This is a genomic window from Paraburkholderia sp. CNPSo 3076, from assembly GCF_026343935.1.
In the GTDB taxonomy this organism is placed as follows: domain Bacteria; phylum Pseudomonadota; class Gammaproteobacteria; order Burkholderiales; family Burkholderiaceae; genus Paraburkholderia; species Paraburkholderia nodosa.
The window spans coordinates 58,498-75,384 of sequence record NZ_JAPMAL010000001.1 but is presented as its reverse complement, the minus strand read 5'-3'; the positions used below and the strand labels follow the sequence as shown (position 1 = coordinate 75,384).

Annotated in this window: 17 protein-coding genes; 9 read left to right on the top strand and 8 right to left on the bottom strand. The window is 60.8% G+C overall.

All coding sequences use genetic code 11. The features are described 5' to 3' along the window. Window positions 1-6: 6 nt before the first annotated feature. The 4 genes from M3A49_RS00365 to M3A49_RS00350 all read left to right on the top strand — a co-directional run bounded on the left by M3A49_RS00365 (window position 7) and on the right by M3A49_RS00350 (window position 3,258). Window positions 7-1,038 (top strand): proline racemase family protein, encoded by a 1,032-nt coding sequence (locus M3A49_RS00365; protein WP_254355326.1) that lies wholly within the window; start codon window positions 7-9, stop codon window positions 1,036-1,038. A 15-nt stretch (window positions 1,039-1,053) separates the two neighbouring features. Next, window positions 1,054-1,818: a GntR family transcriptional regulator gene (locus tag M3A49_RS00360; protein ID WP_266227039.1), complete on the top strand. Its 765-nt coding sequence runs from the start codon at window positions 1,054-1,056 to the stop codon at window positions 1,816-1,818. Between the two features lie 65 nt (window positions 1,819-1,883). After that, the gene (locus tag M3A49_RS00355) at window positions 1,884-2,609 is read left to right on the top strand and encodes a haloacid dehalogenase type II (protein WP_266227327.1); all 726 of its coding nucleotides are present in this window, start codon (window positions 1,884-1,886) and stop codon (window positions 2,607-2,609) included. A 10-nt stretch (window positions 2,610-2,619) separates the two neighbouring features. Next, entirely contained in the window at window positions 2,620-3,258 is a 639-nt protein-coding gene (locus M3A49_RS00350) for an NUDIX hydrolase (RefSeq protein ID WP_254355323.1), read from the top strand. Between the two features lie 42 nt (window positions 3,259-3,300). Here M3A49_RS00350 and M3A49_RS00345 read toward each other — a convergent pair whose 3' ends face one another. From M3A49_RS00345 to lhpI, 6 genes are all read right to left on the bottom strand, one after another. Continuing rightward, on the bottom strand, window positions 3,301-3,642 hold the full coding sequence (locus M3A49_RS00345) for an H-NS family nucleoid-associated regulatory protein (protein WP_254355322.1): 342 nt from the start codon (window positions 3,640-3,642) through the stop codon (window positions 3,301-3,303). Window positions 3,643-3,764: 122 nt separating this feature from the next. Beyond that, entirely contained in the window at window positions 3,765-4,016 is a 252-nt protein-coding gene (locus M3A49_RS00340) for a hypothetical protein (RefSeq protein WP_081771614.1), read from the bottom strand. 37 nt (window positions 4,017-4,053) lie between these two features. Further along, the gene (locus M3A49_RS00335) at window positions 4,054-4,359 is read right to left on the bottom strand and encodes a hypothetical protein (protein WP_028203531.1); all 306 of its coding nucleotides are present in this window, start codon (window positions 4,357-4,359) and stop codon (window positions 4,054-4,056) included. A gap of 194 nt (window positions 4,360-4,553) precedes the next feature. Further along, entirely contained in the window at window positions 4,554-5,561 is a 1,008-nt protein-coding gene (lhpH, locus tag M3A49_RS00330) for a trans-3-hydroxy-L-proline dehydratase (protein WP_266227038.1), read from the bottom strand. Between the two features lie 20 nt (window positions 5,562-5,581). Beyond that, the gene (locus tag M3A49_RS00325) at window positions 5,582-6,703 is read right to left on the bottom strand and encodes a branched-chain amino acid ABC transporter substrate-binding protein (protein WP_266227037.1); all 1,122 of its coding nucleotides are present in this window, start codon (window positions 6,701-6,703) and stop codon (window positions 5,582-5,584) included. Between the two features lie 85 nt (window positions 6,704-6,788). Then, on the bottom strand, window positions 6,789-7,706 hold the full coding sequence (gene lhpI / locus M3A49_RS00320; protein ID WP_254355319.1) for a bifunctional Delta(1)-pyrroline-2-carboxylate/Delta(1)-piperideine-2-carboxylate reductase: 918 nt from the start codon (window positions 7,704-7,706) through the stop codon (window positions 6,789-6,791). Between the two features lie 318 nt (window positions 7,707-8,024). Between lhpI and M3A49_RS00315 the strand changes: the two genes are divergently transcribed. Together M3A49_RS00315 and M3A49_RS00310 are read left to right on the top strand one after the other, a co-directional pair. Further along, a complete protein-coding gene (locus tag M3A49_RS00315) occupies window positions 8,025-8,768 on the top strand; it encodes a FadR/GntR family transcriptional regulator (protein ID WP_266227036.1) in 744 nt (247 codons plus the stop codon). Window positions 8,769-8,891: 123 nt separating this feature from the next. Further along, entirely contained in the window at window positions 8,892-10,667 is a 1,776-nt protein-coding gene (locus M3A49_RS00310; protein ID WP_266227035.1) for a phospholipase D-like domain-containing protein, read from the top strand. A 14-nt stretch (window positions 10,668-10,681) separates the two neighbouring features. On the opposite strand, the gene M3A49_RS00305 is transcribed toward M3A49_RS00310, so the two are convergent. Continuing rightward, window positions 10,682-11,632 carry a LysR substrate-binding domain-containing protein gene (locus tag M3A49_RS00305; RefSeq protein ID WP_266227034.1) on the bottom strand — a complete coding sequence of 317 codons (951 nt, stop codon included), beginning with the start codon at window positions 11,630-11,632 and terminating at the stop codon, window positions 10,682-10,684. 153 nt (window positions 11,633-11,785) lie between these two features. On the opposite strand from M3A49_RS00305, the gene M3A49_RS00300 reads away from it, so the two are divergent. Genes M3A49_RS00300 through scpB form a run of 3 tightly spaced genes read left to right on the top strand, consistent with a single transcriptional unit; the run spans window position 11,786 to window position 15,212 of the window. Continuing rightward, window positions 11,786-13,105, top strand: a complete 1,320-nt coding sequence (locus M3A49_RS00300; RefSeq protein WP_266227033.1) for an MFS transporter — start codon at window positions 11,786-11,788, stop codon at window positions 13,103-13,105. Window positions 13,106-13,144: 39 nt separating this feature from the next. Continuing rightward, the gene (locus M3A49_RS00295; protein WP_266227032.1) at window positions 13,145-14,404 is read left to right on the top strand and encodes a CaiB/BaiF CoA transferase family protein; all 1,260 of its coding nucleotides are present in this window, start codon (window positions 13,145-13,147) and stop codon (window positions 14,402-14,404) included. 4 nt (window positions 14,405-14,408) lie between these two features. Continuing rightward, entirely contained in the window at window positions 14,409-15,212 is an 804-nt protein-coding gene (scpB, locus tag M3A49_RS00290; RefSeq protein ID WP_266227031.1) for a methylmalonyl-CoA decarboxylase, read from the top strand. 70 nt (window positions 15,213-15,282) lie between these two features. Here the strand turns inward: scpB and dinB are convergent, their stop codons facing one another. Continuing rightward, the gene (gene dinB / locus M3A49_RS00285; RefSeq protein ID WP_266227030.1) at window positions 15,283-16,428 is read right to left on the bottom strand and encodes a DNA polymerase IV; all 1,146 of its coding nucleotides are present in this window, start codon (window positions 16,426-16,428) and stop codon (window positions 15,283-15,285) included. Window positions 16,429-16,887 lie beyond the last annotated feature (459 nt).

Genomic DNA, 16,887 nt, shown 5'->3' with positions numbered 1-16,887 from the left:
TCGAACATGCGCTGGAAAAAGACACTTCAACTCGTGGATGTGCACTGCGAAGGCGAGATCGGCAAAGTCATCACTGGGGGCGTCGTGGGCATCCCCGGTGAGACCATGCTCGACAAGATGAATTACCTCAACGAGGTGGACGACAGCCTGCGCAGGCTCGTCGTACTCGAACCGCGAGGCTGCCTCCAGATGTCTGTCAATCTGCTGCTGCCGCCCACGCGGCCCGAGGCCCACGCGGGCTTTATCGTGCTGCAGGCGGACAAGGCCCATCCGATGTCCGGAAGCAATGCCATCTGCGTCGTGACGGCCTTGCTCGAACTCGGCATGGTCGAAATGCAGGAGCCCGAAACGACCATTGTGCTCGACACGCCTGCCGGTCTCGTCACGGCTCGCGCAACGTGCCGGGACGGCCGCTGCACGGGCGTCGCGCTCGACATGGTGCCGTCGTTCGTCGAACGGCTCGACTTCGGCATCGACACTGCGCAGTTCGGGACGATTCGCGCCGATATCGCATATGGCGGCGTCTATTACGCGCTCATCGACGTCGGGCAGGTCGGGCTGACGATTGCCCCGGAGAACGCACGCGCGCTGGCCGAGCTGGGCGTGTCGCTCAAGGACGTGATCAACCAGCAGATCGAGATTCAGCATCCGCTATACCCGCAAATCAACGAAGTCGCCTATGTCATGTTCCGCAACCGCGTGAGCGACGAGCTGTATCAAACCTGCACGACTTTGCCTCCCGGCCGCGTCGATCGCTCGCCGTGCGGCACCGGAAGCTCGGCGAACCTCGCGACACTCGCCGCCCGCGGATTGGCAGACGTCGGCACGAAATTGAAGTCGCGCTCGACAATTGGGGGCGAATTCTCCGTGCAGTTGCTCGGCAAAACGGAAGTCGGCGGCCGGCCCGCGGTTTTGCCGCGTGTGCAGGGCCGCGCGTGGCTGTACGGCATCCAGCAGATCGGGGTTGACCCCGACGACCCGCTGGCGGCGGGATTCATGCTCAGCGACACGTGGGGCGCGGGATTTCCGAAGGTCTGAGGCGAGGGGCGGGCAATGTTAAACTCCAAAGCACGCCCGCTTTACCGGGCCTACGACGACGGCGGGAAGACCATGAGCAAAGCGACCAACGAGGCAGAGGCGGGTGTCCGCCGCCATGGCGGGCGATACATCTACGAAGAGCTGCGCAGACAGATCCTGACGCTGCAACTCAAACCTGGCGCGCCGCTGGACGAGGTATCGCTCGCGGAGCAATTCGGCCTTTCGCGTTCGCCCGTTCGTGACGCACTCGCCCGGCTCATTAGCGAGGGGCTCGTCACGATCCTCCCGAATCGCACGACGCTCGTGACGCCGCTGGAAATCGAAGAATTTCCGAAGTACGTATCGGCGCTCGATCTCATTCAGCGCGCGGTGACCCGGCTCGCCGCGCTACATCGTACGCAAGAGGACCTCGCGATCCTCAACAAGGCCGACGCCGCGTATATGAAGGCGGTCGAGAGCGGCGATGCCGAGGTGTTGACCGAGCGGAACAAGCAGCTGCACATGGCCATCGCGCATGCGGCAAACAATCCCTATTTCGTGGGGTATTACGAACGGCTGCTGGGCGAGGGGCAACGTCTGACGCATCTGCACTTCGACTACACGGTGACCTCGCCTCACGCGACCAGGCTGGGCAATGACCATAGCGAGATCATCGACGCCATTGCGCGAAAGGACGCCGATCTGGCCGAGAAGCTCGCACACGAACACACGATGCTCTTCCAGAAGCGGTTCCTCGATTACATGCGCCAGAACATGACGGAATCGATCGCCATTGTGTGATTCGCGGCGTCGAAGCGGGGCCTGGGAAATGGGATCGCCGCCATGCACTTCCAAAAGGAGTAACCGTGGAATTGACCGACTTCGACACACTGACTTTTGACTGCTACGGCACGTTGATCGACTGGGAAAGCGGCATCTTCGCTGGCCTCAAGCCCCTGATCGAACGGGCCAGGACGCCGCTGTCGAGAGACCAGATTCTGGAGGCGCATGCGCGCCACGAGTCGTCGCAGCAGAAATACACGCCGGCCAAGCGATACCAGGAACTGCTGCCCGTCGTCTACAAGCGACTGGCCGAGGAATGGGGACTGCCGTTCACGCACGAGGAGTGCATGGCATACGGTCGGTCAGTGCGGGACTGGCCGGCATTCGAGGACACCGTAGCCGCGCTGCAGTATCTGAAAAAGCACTACAAGCTGGCCATCCTCTCCAACGTCGACAACGAGACGTTCAGCTACAGCAACGCAAGGTTGCAGGTAGCGTTCGACGCGATTTTCACGGCGGAAGATATCGGCTCGTACAAGCCAGCGCCGCGAAACTTCGAATACATGCTCGAGAAACTGGGTGAGCGTGGCATCAAGAAGGAAGCAATCCTTCACACTGCCGAAAGTCTTTTCCACGACCACAGGCCTGCCAGTGAGTTTGGTCTGGCGTCGTGCTGGATTTACCGCCGTCATTCGCAACCGGGCTTTGGCGCGACCATGAATCCCGGCTGGCAGCCGAACGTCGCCTTTCGCTTCAACAGCATGGCGGACCTTGCGAAGGCGCATCAGGACGCCGCGGCGAAAAAGTAAGGCGGTATGGATGCCCACGCCTGACGAACAAGAATCGCTGAGAGCACGTCTTGCGCAGGCGCGCCGGCTACTGGCGCTTGCGCAATCGGGCTTGCACTACGCGACGAGCCCGTTCGACCAGGAACGGTACACGGAAATCGCCAGCATCGCGCATCAGCAACTCGCGGAAATGGCGTCCATGCAAACTAGCGATGTCGCCGCGCTCTTTGCTTTCGAAACGGGATACGCGAATCCTAAACTCGATGTCAGATGCGCCGTCTTCAATCCGTCCGGTCAGATCCTTCTCGTGCGAGAGGCCGCGGATGGTTTGTGGTCCCTGCCCGGCGGCTGGGCCGACGTAGGCGTTTCGCCTGCCGAGAACGCGGCAAGAGAGGCTCGTGAAGAAAGCGGCTACACGGTGAAGATCGTTCGGCTGCTGGCCGTGTGGGACATGCTCAAGCACGGACATCCGCCTTCCGTGTTTCACATCTGGAAGCTGGTTTTCCTTGGGGAAATCGTGCGCGCGGGGAAAATATCCGGAGCCGAAACCGACGCCGTTCAGTTCTTCGATATCGATAACCTTCCAGACTTGTCGCAAGGCCGGATTCTGCCGGAACAAATTCGACGACTGGACGCACTGCGCAATAACAGTGACCTTGAATTCGACTGAAGTTTCTTTTTGAAGCCGGGGCGGCACCTAACGGTGACGCTTTCAGGCGGCGCCGGGATGCTCGGTACTGACTGTTGCCAGGCGGCTGCCGGCAAATGGGTCCTGCCGCCAGTCCACGCTCGGGGTTTTCACGGGCTGCTGTTCGGTTATCTCGCCGATTGCAAAATGCTCGAGCGACTGCCCTGCGCTTGTCGCCTGCACCACCCACCGCGGGGCGTCGCCATTGCCGTCCCACGTGTGGCCAGCCGCATCCCGGTAACGTGCTGCGCGCAATTGCGCGGCGTCTGCGGCAATTGACGCAGCAATATCATCCGGTTCGATACCAAATTCGGCCATCCGACGCCGCAGATAGGCCACGATGCTTTCGCGTTTTCGTTCGTCCATTTCTAGTTGTGCTTTGCTCTGAATGCAACTCTTGAGCAGAATATAGCGCAAGTCGCGTGCCGCCAGGATATCACAGCTTGAACGGGCGTCCCTGGCGGCGGTAGCGAAAGGCCTGGCGGGAATCAGGTGTTGAGCTTCTGGGCGCGCTCGGCTTCATGTTCTGCGGCCCGTTCCTCCGCATGCTTTTTCGCAACGTGATGTCCCACGATGCAGCCGCCAACGGCTCCAGCAACGGCGTGGTGGCCCGCATAATGTCCGGCTACGCCCCCCACGACAGCGCCTTTGAGGCAGCCGGCGGCATGTGCGGTTCCGGCTGCCGCCAGTCCTAAAGTGGCAGCCGCGGCAAGCATCCTGATTCGATTATTGACGTTCATGATAAACACTTGTGTGAAATATTAGCTTCGGACCGCCTCAATAACCCCGGCGCCCATTGTCGTGCCAGTCACGCTCACGCCATTGGTGTTCGCGCCGCTCGTGTTCCCGCCATTCGTGTTCCCGCCACTGACGCGCGCGCCAGTCATCATCGCCGCGCCAGGCCACCGCGACCGGAGCAGGCGCATAGGCAGCGGGCGGCGGAGCAACGTACACCGGTTCAGCCGGGGCGTACGCGGCTCCCGGCAGGTTGACACCCACGGCCAGATCGACATGCGCAAACGCCGCGCTCGAAGCGGCCAGTGCGGCCGCGCCCAGTACCACGCCGAGAATCGTCCTTTTCATTTCACTACTCCTCCGCACGTGTCGTGCGTTTCTGGTAAGCACGGTTCGGAGTGTAGGCGGCGGGCCCGGACACAGGTGCAACGGCGGTGCGAGTTTCGTAACGGCGCGTTATTTCGAGTGTTCCGATACGTAAAAAAAGCGCGGACGCTCATTCACAGCGTTCCGCGCTAGCGGGTACCACGAGGAGGAAGGGTCTAGCGGACAAGGAACCCGTACGTCAGCGGGTCGCGCTCGTCCACAATCCAGGTCGCGAAACCGCACACGAACGCATTACCTTCGACTTCCGGAATCACTGCCTTGAAGACGCCGACGGTCGTCTCGCTGAGCACGCGTCCTTTGAAAACCGTGCCGATAATGGACTCGTTCACGAGGGTCTCGCCTTTGCCGAGTTCGCCACGCAGGTACAACTGGGCGACGCGTCCACCCGTGCCGGAGCCGGTCGGTGAGCGGTCCACTTCGCGGTCCGCGAACACGCAGCAGTTGGCTTGCGTCGAGCCTTCGTGTCGCGCTGCATTGGCGATGATGGTCCCGTAAATGTGGTTGATTTCGGGGATATCGGGATGCTCGACAGGGTAGGCCTTGTTCGCGGCTTCCTTCACCTCTGCGCCGAAGCGGATGAGTTCCTCGACCGACGACTCGCGCACGGCGAGGCCATGCGGCTGACCGTCGGTATAGAAATAAAACGCACCGCCGAACGCGATGTCGCCCTTCACCGTGCCAAAGGACGGCGTCTCGACAGTCACATCCCGCTTCCAGATGAACGAGGGGACATTCACGAATCGCACATTGCCGGCGTGTTCGCCATCCCACTGAACGAACGCTTCGATAAAGCCACAGGGAGCGTCGATGCCGACACGCGTTTCCGGAACACGGCGTTGGACCCAGCCAAGCTCGACCGCTGCGGTGGACAGCGCGATCACGCCGTGTCCGCAGTGGTCGCTATAGCCCTCGTTGTGGAGGAAGATGATGCCAAAGTCGGCGGTGGGGCTGACCGGTTCGGTCAGGTAGCCACCGTACATGTCGGCGTGACCGCGCGGCTCGAACATCAACGCGGTGCGGATTTCGTCGGCGTTTTCCTTCAGCCACGCACGACGCTTCACAATCGTATCGCCGGGCAGGCGAGGCAATCCGCTGGTGACGATACGGAATGCTTCGCCGCCGGTATGAACTTCGACGGTCGATATGGTACGAGTAGTCTTCATGATGTCTTTGCGCTATTGGCTTACTGACCGTACGGAACCGGCAGGCCGTCCTTGATGATGTAGACGGTCGTGGGCGCGCCCACGAGGTCGCCGTTTGCATCGAAAGAGTAAGTGCCCGCGACGCCCTTGTAGTCGGTCTTCACCAACTGGGCGACAAGCCTGGCCTTATCGGTGGTGGTGCCGGCCTTGACCATTGCGTCGGCGAGCAGTTTCACGCCGTCGTAGTAGTTGACGGCATAGACCTGTGTGTCGGTGTGGTAGGTGTCCTTGTACTTCTTCAGGAAGTCACGGCCCGCTGCAGTCTTGTCCAGCGCGACGCCACCCTGCGCGCAGTACACGATCGACGCGGCTTCGCCCGCCACCTTGCCCATGTCGGCCGAGCAGATGCCATCGCCGCCCAGCAACTTCGCGCGCAATCCGCGCGCGCGCATCTGCTTGGCCATGGGGGCGCCCTGAGCGGCGTATCCGCCGAAGAAGATGACGTCGGGGTTCTTCGCCTTGATGGTGGTAAGGATGCCCAGGAAGTCGGTCGCCGCCGAGTTGGTGAACTCCCGGTCGACGATCTGGATGCCGTTCGCTTTCGCCTCTTTGATGAACTGCTCCGCCACCCCTTGCCCATAGGCCGTGCGGTCGTCGATCACTGCTGCAGTTTTCGCCTTCAACGTCTTTGCGGCGAACTGGCCCATCGTGCCGCCCAACTGCTCGTCGCTTGCGCCGATACGGAAGATGTTCTTGAAGCCTTGTTTTGTCAGCGCCGGATTCGAGGCAACGGGGAGCATCGGAATACCGGCGGTGTTATAGACACGCGATGCCGGAATCGCCACGCCGGAGTTGTACGGACCCATGACGGCAACCACGCCGCTGTCGACGAGCTTTTGCGCGACCTGAACGCCGACCTTCGGGTCTGCCTGGTCGTCTTCCGAGTCCAGTTTGAAGGTCACCTTCTTGCCGTCGACCGTCACGCCGCTCTTGTTCAGTTCGTCGATGGCGAGGCGGGCGCCATTTTCGTTGTCCTTGCCGTTCGGCGCCTGCGGGCCCGTTAGTGGCGCCGAGTGACCGATGGTGACGACAGTTTGAGCATGGGCGGTGAGGCAGAAGCCGGCGGCCGTGAGGACGGCGAGGGTGGTGGCGAGGTGGCGCATGATGTCTCCAGATTATTGGACTGCCAGTCGGATGCGAACTTGAATTGCTGCCGTGACGGCGCAGCGCCGTCACGAACGTCGACGCTTAGCGCAGGGCGTCGCGTGCGACCCGGCATGCCGCCAGGTCCCATGCTGCACAGCCTACGCTCTTGAAGAGAATGGGTTTCGTCGCGTGAAATTCCCCGGCGAGGGCTTTGGCCAGCGGGGAAACGGCGTGCCAGTCCACGTTGGCCTGGATGAGGTCCCCGGCTTCGTGTTTTGCGCCGACGGGGTCATCGACCACCAAAGCACTGCCGTCAACGGTTTGGCTGGAAATTTCGGCCGCGTCGGGCGTGAACGCGCCGACGCCCACGACCAGGCGGCCCGTGCGTGCGGACTCCGTATACACCGGCGTTTTGCTGGTCGTCAGCGTGATGACGACGTCTGCGGTCTCCGGAATGGCGTCGCTTTCGAGCGCGGTGAGATTCGGCGCTGCCGCGCAATTGCGTGCGACGAATGCGTGCGCATCGGCCTGCGAACGGCCCTTTGCCCGCAACTGCGCCTCCGGGAAGATGGCCGCGAGGGCTTCCGCGTGATTGGCAGCCTGTTTGCCTGTCCCGATGATGATGATTTCCTGCGGAGGCGCCTGGTGCAGGGTCTGGATGCCGAGTGCCGTCACAGCCGCCGTGCGGCGTCCCGTTACGGTCGGTCCGTCGAGCACGAAAAGCATCTCGCCCGTAAACGCATCGCATGCGATGACCTGGCCGTGAATGGTCGGCAGTTGCCGACTGGAGTTGGTCGGGCAGACGTTGACCAGCTTGTGAATGGCGATGTCCGGCGCGCTCGCCGGCATGGACAGCATCAAGCCGCCTTGCTGGATGGGGATGGCCAGACGCTCGGGGCTGACGACCTTGCCCGCACTGTATTCGACGACGGTCCCGGCCAGCACGCGTACGAGAAGGCGGTAGTCCAGCAGTGAAGCCGTCGCGGCCGCGTCGAAGTTTCGGATGTCGCGTGAGGTCATTCGGAAGCCTTGGGTTCTGGGGGTCGAAAAGCGGATGCATGCGGCCAGGCGGGTTTCTGGCTTCAGTCCGGCCAATTTCTCGGGCTCGGTGTGGAACGAATCTATACCACTGGTGGGTGACTGGCAAGCCAATTTGTGTCGATATGGCGTCGCTGTGGGCTTTTATTGGACCAAAATGGCTTGCATGGACTGGTCGAATAGAGAAAAGTGGTTCGGGTTTTCCCGATTTCTCGCGTGGATATGCCGTCACGGGCTTCAGGACGGAGTCGCGAAAGTGGTATATTTTAGAACCACCTCACGACGCACCGAGAACTCACGATGGCATCCGCCCGCTTCGAACTTGAAGGCAACTTTCGGCCACTGCAGATTTACGAGCAGGTGTCGGAAAAGATCCGGGCCGAGATCCGCAGCGGCCGATTCCTGCCGGATGCCCGGCTGCCTTCGGAGCGCGAACTGGCCACGCTCTTTGGCGTTGGGCGGCCTGCCGTGCGCGAAGCCATCGGGCAATTGCAAAACGAGGGCCTCGTTGTCACGAAGCGCAACTCGGGCACTTACGTGGCATCCACGGCCAACCAGATTCTTGCCGCAGCGCCGGGCGTGGAAACGCAGACGGGGGAATTCGCATCGGACTTCAGCCCGTCGGCTACGCTCGACGTGCGTCTGATTCTCGAGCCCGCAATTGCAAGGCGAGCGGCAGCACGCAAACAGCGAGACCGGCTGGCCGAGCACTATCTGGACCAGATGGAGACGTTGACGGACGTGGCGACGCCCGAAGAGCGAGCGCTGTGGAACAACAGCGACAGGCTCTTTCATCGTCAACTGGCGGTGATGACAGGCGATGTGTTGCTGGCGAAGCTCGCGGAAGAAATCGCATCGACCATGGACCAGTCGCTGTGGAAGCGGCTCAAGGACGACGGGATTTATGATCCGGCTCGCATTCGACTGTACGTTGCGGAGCATCGGCTGATTTACGAAGCCATTGTCTGCGGAGACGCCGATGCGGCGGCGTTTTATGTCGAGCAGCATATTCATCGGGTGCAAAGAGATATCACGCCGCAGTAAATGTGTTTGTCGCGGCTGTCGGCAGCGTCATCGAAACGACATCCAGGCAACATGGTTCGTTCACTGTTTCAACAAATTCCTGGTCGACACTGGTGCTTTTGGCTTACACAGCAGAGGTGAACGATGTCGACGAAGGTCCGCAGCTATCTCTCCCCGACGCTGGTTTTACTCGCGCTCGACTGGCCAGAAGGGGCGACACGTGCCGACTTCCTGGGTTTTGCCATAGAGCGGGCCCCGGGTTTCACGAGCCCGGACGGAAAATCGCATGAGGCGAGCAGCTGGCTCCCTAATCGAATCACGTTCAACGGCCCGGTGCCGGATGGGAAGCCTGATGCGCCTTCGAACATCGCGCCGATTCAAAAATTCATGTGGTGGGACGCGCGTATCGAGGAGGCCGACAGGGGCAAGCAGTTCAAGTACACCGTCTATCCGGTAGTCGGTACGCCGGACAATGTGAATGTGCTGAACGCAGAGGCGAGTTCGGTTGAGGTCACGCTTCCGGCGCATATCGAAGACGGCGTCGGCACCTGGTTCAACCGTGCGGTGGTGAGCTCACAGGCTTTTGCACGACAGGTGAAGGCCATGGGAATCGATCCGCATACCGCGCCGCCGGCCGCAGAGGCGCTTGAACTTCGCACGTGGCTCGCGAACGACATGCAGCTCGTGTTCAAGGAAATATTTCTGGACGCGTCGCGCGCTGCAGCAGCCGTCTATCACCTGACCGACCCGCTTTGGGCGATCCCGGCGTTCAAGGAGTTTGGGACCGCTCACGGCAAAGCCAATGTTGCCGTCGTATACGACTCGCACCTGGTTCGCGAAAAAGGTAAAGCTCCCGCACCATCGCCCAATCAACCCGCAGTCGATGCACTGAGCGGCGTCGTGACGTTCTGCGCTCGTGACAAGACGCATATCATGCACGACAAGCTCATCGTGACGGATAGGGGCGATCGGCAAGGTAACCCGGCATTCGTCGTGGCGGGGTCTGCGAACTTCACGACGGAAGGCATTACGGAACAGGCCAACGTGCTTCACCTGTTCGATTCGGTTGATCTCGCGAAACTGTACGACGACAGAACGAAAGCCATCGCGAGCAATCCGCCGATCAACCAGACCGCTGAACTCACGAATGGCTGGTCTGATCCCGTGTCGGTGGGAAGCGCAGCTGTGCGTGTTTGCTTCTCTCCGGAAACGAAAACCAGACGTATCCAGATCGATACCATCGTTGAAGCGATAGGAAAGGCGCAGCATTCCGTCCTGTTTTGCCTCTTCATGCCGACAGACGAACCGCTTCGCGACGCCTGCTTTGCCGCTGGCGACAAGGGGCTCATGATGTTCGGCCTCGTCAACAACATTAGCGAAAAGTCCGCTGAGAATGCGCAAGAGGCGCAAAAAGCGGGAGAAGCGGTGAGTACGACTGCGCTGGCAAATCTCGCGCTCTATCATCGAAGCAAGGAAAACCGCGACGTCATCGACGCATCGTATTTTTCTCCGGCAACCGTGCCCGAAGGATTCGAACCCGAACTGCGGCTCTTTCCTGGCGAAGTCGCGCCCAGTTACGCTCCGGTCATCATCCACCACAAGTTCATTGTGATCGACGCCGAGGGAGACAATCCGATTGTCTACACGGGCTCGGCCAACATGAGCAACAACTCCGAGCATTTCAACGACGAGAATCTGCTCGAAATAAAAGACACGCGAATTGCCGGCATTTACCTCGCTGAATTCATGCGGTTATACGAGCACTATCGTGCTCGCGCCGTTGGCATCGAGGAGCAGCAGCATAGAACCCTGCAGCGGCTGTTGCTGCAGCCCGACCGCAAGTGGGCCGACAAGTATTACAAGGCGAATAGTCCGGAGGAGAAGGCGCGCATTGCCTTGGCATCGGATCCGGCCAGTTGATGCAATCGCTTCAGTCACCGCGCACGCCTCGCACGCCGCGGGCGTTGCGCGTTGCCAGCCGCCCATTCAGGACGCGCGCTCAGCGTTGCCACGAGCTCACGCATCGTATTCTTGACCTTGAGGACGGCGTTGCTCACGAGCGGCGTGTCTTTCCAGCAAAGCGAGAGATCGCGCCGAAACAGGCTGTGATTGAGTTGCGCCAGCTTCAATTTGCCCTCGTCCAGTTCGACGTGAGCCGCAGTCCAGGGGAGAACGGTCACGCCGAGCTTGGCCATCACCGCGGCGAATAACAATGCCGTCGAGCTGGCCTCGAAAAGAATCTTGCATGCCAGGCCCTTTTCGCGCAGCGCCCACTCGACGCGGCTGCGAATGGTGTTTGGCGCACTTGGCAGCACCATCGGCATCGTCGCGAGCGCGCTCAAGGCAATCGGCTCTCGAGGAAGCTCGAACTCGGGCCAGGCAATCAGATACAAGGCCTCGGACAGCAGGTGTTCGGCCTGGATGCCGTGGGTTTCCACGGCATCTGCAACGATTGCCAGGTCCACGCGTCCACCTGCAATCAGGTTGTGCAAATCGGCGGTAGGTGCCTCGATGAGTTCGATCACGATTCCCGGATAGCGCGCTCGCACAGCCTGCGCGAGCGGGATGGCGAGCACTCGGGAGGTGCTCGAAGGCAGCCCGACCGAAACCTTGCCCTCGGGAGATTCGGCGTCTTGCCGCAAGAGTTCGCCAGTGCGGTCGGCCTGCCGCAGCAGTTCCAGTGCATGGCGATGCAGCGTTTTTCCGGACGCCGTTGGTGCAACGCCCTGAGTGCTTCGCTCGAGCAGCTGGGTGCCGAGTTCGCTTTCCAGATTGCGTATCTGCTGGCTGACGGCAGGCTGGGCGACGTGAAGCGCCTCGCTCGCGCGCGTCACATTGCCGTATTCCACGACCTTCACGAAGTACCGCAATTGTCTCAGGTCCACGCCGACTCTCCTGTCTCGCCATAAGAAATTGTTCTCGCGCGAGAGGAATATCATATTTTTCATGGATGGTGTCGCTTCTTATACTCGCCTCACATAACCGTCGCCGAACGACGCACTTTCAAGCCCGGACGGTCGATACAAACGGAGACGAGCATGCAGAAAACCCTTGTGCCAGCCTCAAACGAAGTGAGGGCGCGGCGCACGCCGCTTTCGCGGGAGCAGATAGGCGGCTTCTGGGCGGTTTACCTCGGTTGGGTTCTCGACGGCGTGGACTCCGTGATCTACGCACTGGTGCTTGTTCCCGCGCTCACAGAACTGCTTCCCCTTTCCGGCATCGAGCCGACGCCCGGCAATCTCGGCATGTACGGCTCGATTCTGTTTGCCTTGTTCCTTATCGGCTGGGGCATGTCGTTCATCTGGGGGCCGCTCGCTGACCGCTACGGGCGTGTGCGAACGCTCGCGGCCAGCATTCTGATTTACTCGATTTTCACGGGCGCCGCGGCCTTCGCGCACAACGTGTGGGAACTCGGGGTGTTCCGTCTGATTGCAGGCATCGGCGTTGGCGGTGAGTGGGCGCTTGCCGGCACGTACATCGCAGAGAGTTGGCCCGAAGACCGCCGAAAGATGGGCGCGGGCTACCTGCAAACCGGCTACTACCTGGGGTTCTTTATCGCCGCGTGGCTCAACTACACCGTCGGCGCCCAATACGGCTGGCGCGCCATGTTCCTTTGCGGTCTGGCGCCGGCGATCCTCGCCATCTTCACCGTATTCAAGGTGAAGGAACCCGGGAAGTGGAACCGGGAATCCGCGCGCCATTCTGCACGCGCTCAACACGCGGTGTCGCCACTGCGACTGATATTCGCTCCTGAGTTTCGGCGGCGCACCATCACCAGCGCCGCGCTCGTCGGTGTGGCAATCGTGGGGCTGTGGGCCGGCTCCGTCTATGAGGCGAGTGCCGTCGTGAGTCTCGCGACGCGCGCCGGACTCAGTAAAGTCGACGCGATTCACCTTGCGTCGGTGGGGGCGGCCATTCTGTCCGTTGGCACGATTATCGGCTGTCTGGTCGCGCCGTATCTCGCGGAAAAAGTGGGGCGCAGAACGGCTCTCGGTCTGTATTTCGTGGGGATGGCGGGCGCTATCGTGCTGGCGTTCGGATGGGCATTCTATCTGCCAGACGGGCTGCGTCTATTCATGGCGTCTCTTGCTTTGCTGGGATTCTTCGGCGGAAACTTCGCGATTTTCTCGCTGTGGCTGCCGGAACAGTACCCAACGCGCATCCGCGCGACGGCATTCGCGTTCAATGCTTCGGTAGGCCGATTCATTGGCGCAGGGGTCAATTTCGTCCTCGCCGCCGCGATTAACTGGCAGGGCTCGCTGGGCACGCCGGTCGCCTGGACGGCGGCGGCCTTCGGTTTAGGCATTCTCATCCTGCCTTTTGCTACCGAGACGCGCCACGCGCGCCTTCCGGAGTAATCTTGGCTGGAACATAAAAGTAGCAACTGGAGACATCGTATGAAAGCGTTGGAGAAAATCAGGGTCGTCGATTTGACGCGCGCGCTCTCGGGCCCGTTTTGCGCAATGGTGCTGGCCGACCTCGGTGCTGACGTCATCAAGGTTGAATCCGGTCCTGACGGCGACATGAGCCGCGCCTGGGGACCGTTCGATCGCGGCATTAGTACGTACTACTTGTCGTGCAACCGGAACAAGCGAGCACTGTGCATCGACATGCGCGATCCGCGTGGACTGGACGCAGTAAAACGCCTGATCGAAAAGGCCGACGTTGTGCTCGAGAACTTCAAGCCAGGCACCATGGAGAAAATGGGCTTGGGGTACGACGTGTTGCATGAGCGTAATCCGGGCCTCGTCATGGCGAGCATCAGCGGATTTGGCGACTCCGGCCCGCTCAAGGATTGGCCGGGTTTTGACCAGATTGCGCAAGGCTATTCGGGTCTCATGAGTCTCACTGGATTCCCGGAAGGCGAGCCGACACGTACGGGCACGGCCATCGGCGACCTGAGTTCCGGCCTTTGGCTGACCATTGCGGTGATTTCCGCGCTCTTCGAACGCGAGCGGACGGGGCAGGGCCAGCATGTCAGCACCTCGTTGCTCGCCAGTCTGGTCGGGCTGCTGAGCGTGCATGCGCAACGCTATCTGAGCCTCGGCGACGTTCCGGCGCGCACGGGCAATGCGCACTCGGTCATCGCCCCGTACGGGGTGTTCGAGACCGCGGACGGCCCGCTCAATATCGCTCCGATCACGACGGAGATGTGGCGTCGGTTGTGTCAACTTCTCGACCTCCCGCAATTGCCGGGCGATCCGCGTTTTGCGACCAACGAAGCGCGCGTGGCCAATCGTGGCGAGTTGAAGGAAATCATCGAGCGCCGACTGAAGACGAGGGGAAAACGCGAGTGGACGGCGTTATTTGTCGATGCCGGATTGCCCGCCGGACCCATCAACACGCTCGAGGAGGTGTTCGCCGATGCACAGGTCCAGCACTGTGGTCTGGTTGAAGCGGTGCAACATCGAATCCTCGGAGAAGTGCGCCAGGTCCCCACGCCCTTGTTCAATGCATCGAAGGAGGGCGAGCCGGCTGCTCGCGAAGCGACACGCCATGCGCCGCCTGCGCTGGGTGAGCACTCGGTAGAAGTCTTGCGCGAGACTGGCTTTAGCGAATCGGAACTCTATGAGCTACTCTCCGCGGGTGTGCTTTATCAAATTCCCCGCGTGCCGGCGCAAGAGTCACAGCGCGGTCTGACGCAACATGTGGAGTAACGAAATGAGTGCGATTGCGCCGGAAGAATGCGTGAAGGTCACCACTGAAATCATTGAAGGGCGCATTGGAAAGGTGGTCTTTCGCAACGCTTCCAGACACCATGCCTTGAATGCGGAATTGCTGGGCGCACTCGAGGATCAACTGACAGACCTGGCATCGAAGGGCGTGCCCGTAGTGCTCTTGACGAGCGGCGTGGGCGAGAAGGTCTGGAGCGCGGGTCACGACCTCGGTGAACTCGAGGCCGACCACGACCCGATTGCCTGGGGTAAGCCACTGGAGCGCGTGCTACGGCAGGTGCGCGCGTATCCGGGCGTGGTCATGGCAATGGTGTCGGGTTCCGTATGGGGCGGGGCAGTCGACCTCGTGATGAGCTGCGACCTTGTCGTCGCCGACACGACGGTGCGCTTTGCCATGACGCCGGCGAACATCGGTCTGCCGTACAGCACGAGCGGTTTGCTCCGGTTCATCAACAACCTGCCGATCCATATCCTGAAGGAGATGTTCTTCTGCGCACGACCGCTCGAAGCCGAGGAAGCCGAGCGCCACGGCGTGCTCAACCGCGTGGTTCAGCCAGCCGACGTCGAGGCGGTTGCCCTGCATATGGCCACGGAGATTGCGACCAAAGCGCCGTTGGCAATTGCTGCGGTCAAGGAGCAATTGCGAATTCTCGAAGATGTCGTGCCGGTGCCTGTCGATGCGATGGAGAGAATCGCGGAGCTTCGCAGGGCGGCGTGCGCCGGCGACGACATGAGGGAAGGGCTGGAGGCATTCGCGCAGCGACGTTCACCGGAGTTTCGCGGTCGATAAGTCTCTCGGGAATGCGCCTGGCGTCCAAACGCTGCGACAAGGAGCGCGAGCGCGGTCAATGGCTCACGGACTAAAAATCCAGCGTGAATTGAGGCGACTCGTTACTGGAAGCTTCTCCGGCGTGTTGGAGGTTGCCGGCCTTGACTCCCAGCAGCCGGATGGATTTAACAAGTTCGACTCTTTTCAGGCACTCAGTCGCCGCGCGCCGCAACGCTTTCGCGTCATCAATAGGCTCAGGAAGCGTGACGTCACGCGTGACTGTCTTGAAGTCGTTGAAGCGCAGCTTGATGCCGATCTTCCTGGCCAAATAGCCTTTTCGCTGGAGGTCGAGCGCCACCTGTTCGCATAGGCGGGTAAACGCTGCGCCCAGTTCCTGTCGGTGCCGTACCGCGTGTAGATCGCGCTCGAATGTGGTCTCGCGACTCATCGAGACGGGCTCGCTATATGTCACCACCGGCCTGTCATCCAGTCCATTTGAGACTCTGCGAAGCCACGCCCCGTAGCTTCGTCCAAAGTGCTCGACGAGCCAGCGCTCGTCGCGCGCAGCGATCTCACCGATGGTCGTTATGCCAAAAGACGCAAGCTTGGCGGCCGCCTTGGGGCCGACGCCGTTGATCTTGTTCGCGGCCATTGGCCAAATCCTCGATTGCACGTCCTCTAGCGTCACGATTGTGATGCCGTCCGGCTTCTGCATATCGGAGCACAGCTTCGCAAGCAGCTTGTTTGGCGCGATGCCGACAGAGCATGTGAGATTGGTGGCTTCGAAGACGGCGGACTTCAACTTGCGCGCGATGACCTCTGAATCGCCATCCGTGAGTGAAACATCTGCGTAGACCTCGTCGATGCCAACGTCTTCCATGCTCGAACTGATTGACCGGACGGCATCCTTGAACAGTCGCGAGTACGTTCGGTAGAGGTCAAAATTCACTGGAAGGAGAATTGCATCCGGCGCTAACCGGGCGGCCTTCATGGCGGGCATTCCGGAATGAACGCCGAGCGCGCGAGCCTCGTAGGTCGCGGTCGTGAGGACGCCTCTGCCCACATAGTCGCGTAGCCGAGAGAACTCGCGTGTGCCGTCCGGCTTCGTTCGTGGCGCATCCGAGCGACGACCGGCGACCACCATGGGTTCGCCTCGTAGTTCGGGATACTGCGAAAGTTCACACGACGCAAAGAATGCGTCCATGTCGATGTGGGCTATGCGCCGATCATCTGGCATGCCTTGGTACTCAAAAATAGCGTTCGATGACTCCGCGCGACCGACACGCTACTCGTCAGCAGTATTCCGGGAGGAGCAGCGGGACAACGACACATTGCGTTTTACGGATATTCCTGGAACTGTACATTTATACAGTAACTTTGTCAGGATGCTGAATCTGATTCGGAGATATTTTTTTGAGTGCGGAAGTGTTCGCAAACGTCTTTTCCGCGGACGGCGCCGCTCTGACTGCGGAATCCAAAAAAAAAGCCCGCCGGCGTGGCGGGCTGCTGCGACGAGGCCTTAAAACAGCCTCTCATCATGTCAGTCCTGGCGCGGGTGATAACGCCGGTAGACGCTCCAGATCGCCACGGCGGCGATCACGATAACGGCCGTGAGAATAAGCATGTTCAGTCCTCCGGTTGCTTGCCTGTTTCGTCATGCCTCCATGCTACGGAGCATGCGTGCGCGCGAGGAGTG

What these genes read in the sequence shown, in the direction of transcription:
- M3A49_RS00365 (WP_254355326.1), top strand. Translation starts at nt 7, where the DNA reads ATGCGCTGGAAAAAGACACTTCAACTCGTGGATGTGCACTGCGAAGGC.
- M3A49_RS00360 (WP_266227039.1), top strand. Translation starts at nt 1,054, where the DNA reads ATGTTAAACTCCAAAGCACGCCCGCTTTACCGGGCCTACGACGACGGC.
- M3A49_RS00350 (WP_254355323.1), top strand. Translation starts at nt 2,620, where the DNA reads ATGCCCACGCCTGACGAACAAGAATCGCTGAGAGCACGTCTTGCGCAG.
- M3A49_RS00345 (WP_254355322.1), bottom strand. Translation starts at nt 3,642, where the DNA reads ATGGACGAACGAAAACGCGAAAGCATCGTGGCCTATCTGCGGCGTCGG.
- M3A49_RS00340 (WP_081771614.1), bottom strand. Translation starts at nt 4,016, where the DNA reads ATGAACGTCAATAATCGAATCAGGATGCTTGCCGCGGCTGCCACTTTA.
- M3A49_RS00335 (WP_028203531.1), bottom strand. Translation starts at nt 4,359, where the DNA reads ATGAAAAGGACGATTCTCGGCGTGGTACTGGGCGCGGCCGCACTGGCC.
- lhpH (WP_266227038.1), bottom strand. Translation starts at nt 5,561, where the DNA reads ATGAAGACTACTCGTACCATATCGACCGTCGAAGTTCATACCGGCGGC.
- M3A49_RS00325 (WP_266227037.1), bottom strand. Translation starts at nt 6,703, where the DNA reads ATGCGCCACCTCGCCACCACCCTCGCCGTCCTCACGGCCGCCGGCTTC.
- lhpI (WP_254355319.1), bottom strand. Translation starts at nt 7,706, where the DNA reads ATGACCTCACGCGACATCCGAAACTTCGACGCGGCCGCGACGGCTTCA.
- M3A49_RS00315 (WP_266227036.1), top strand. Translation starts at nt 8,025, where the DNA reads ATGGCATCCGCCCGCTTCGAACTTGAAGGCAACTTTCGGCCACTGCAG.
- M3A49_RS00310 (WP_266227035.1), top strand. Translation starts at nt 8,892, where the DNA reads ATGTCGACGAAGGTCCGCAGCTATCTCTCCCCGACGCTGGTTTTACTC.
- M3A49_RS00300 (WP_266227033.1), top strand. Translation starts at nt 11,786, where the DNA reads ATGCAGAAAACCCTTGTGCCAGCCTCAAACGAAGTGAGGGCGCGGCGC.
- M3A49_RS00295 (WP_266227032.1), top strand. Translation starts at nt 13,145, where the DNA reads ATGAAAGCGTTGGAGAAAATCAGGGTCGTCGATTTGACGCGCGCGCTC.
- scpB (WP_266227031.1), top strand. Translation starts at nt 14,409, where the DNA reads ATGAGTGCGATTGCGCCGGAAGAATGCGTGAAGGTCACCACTGAAATC.
- dinB (WP_266227030.1), bottom strand. Translation starts at nt 16,428, where the DNA reads ATGCCAGATGATCGGCGCATAGCCCACATCGACATGGACGCATTCTTT.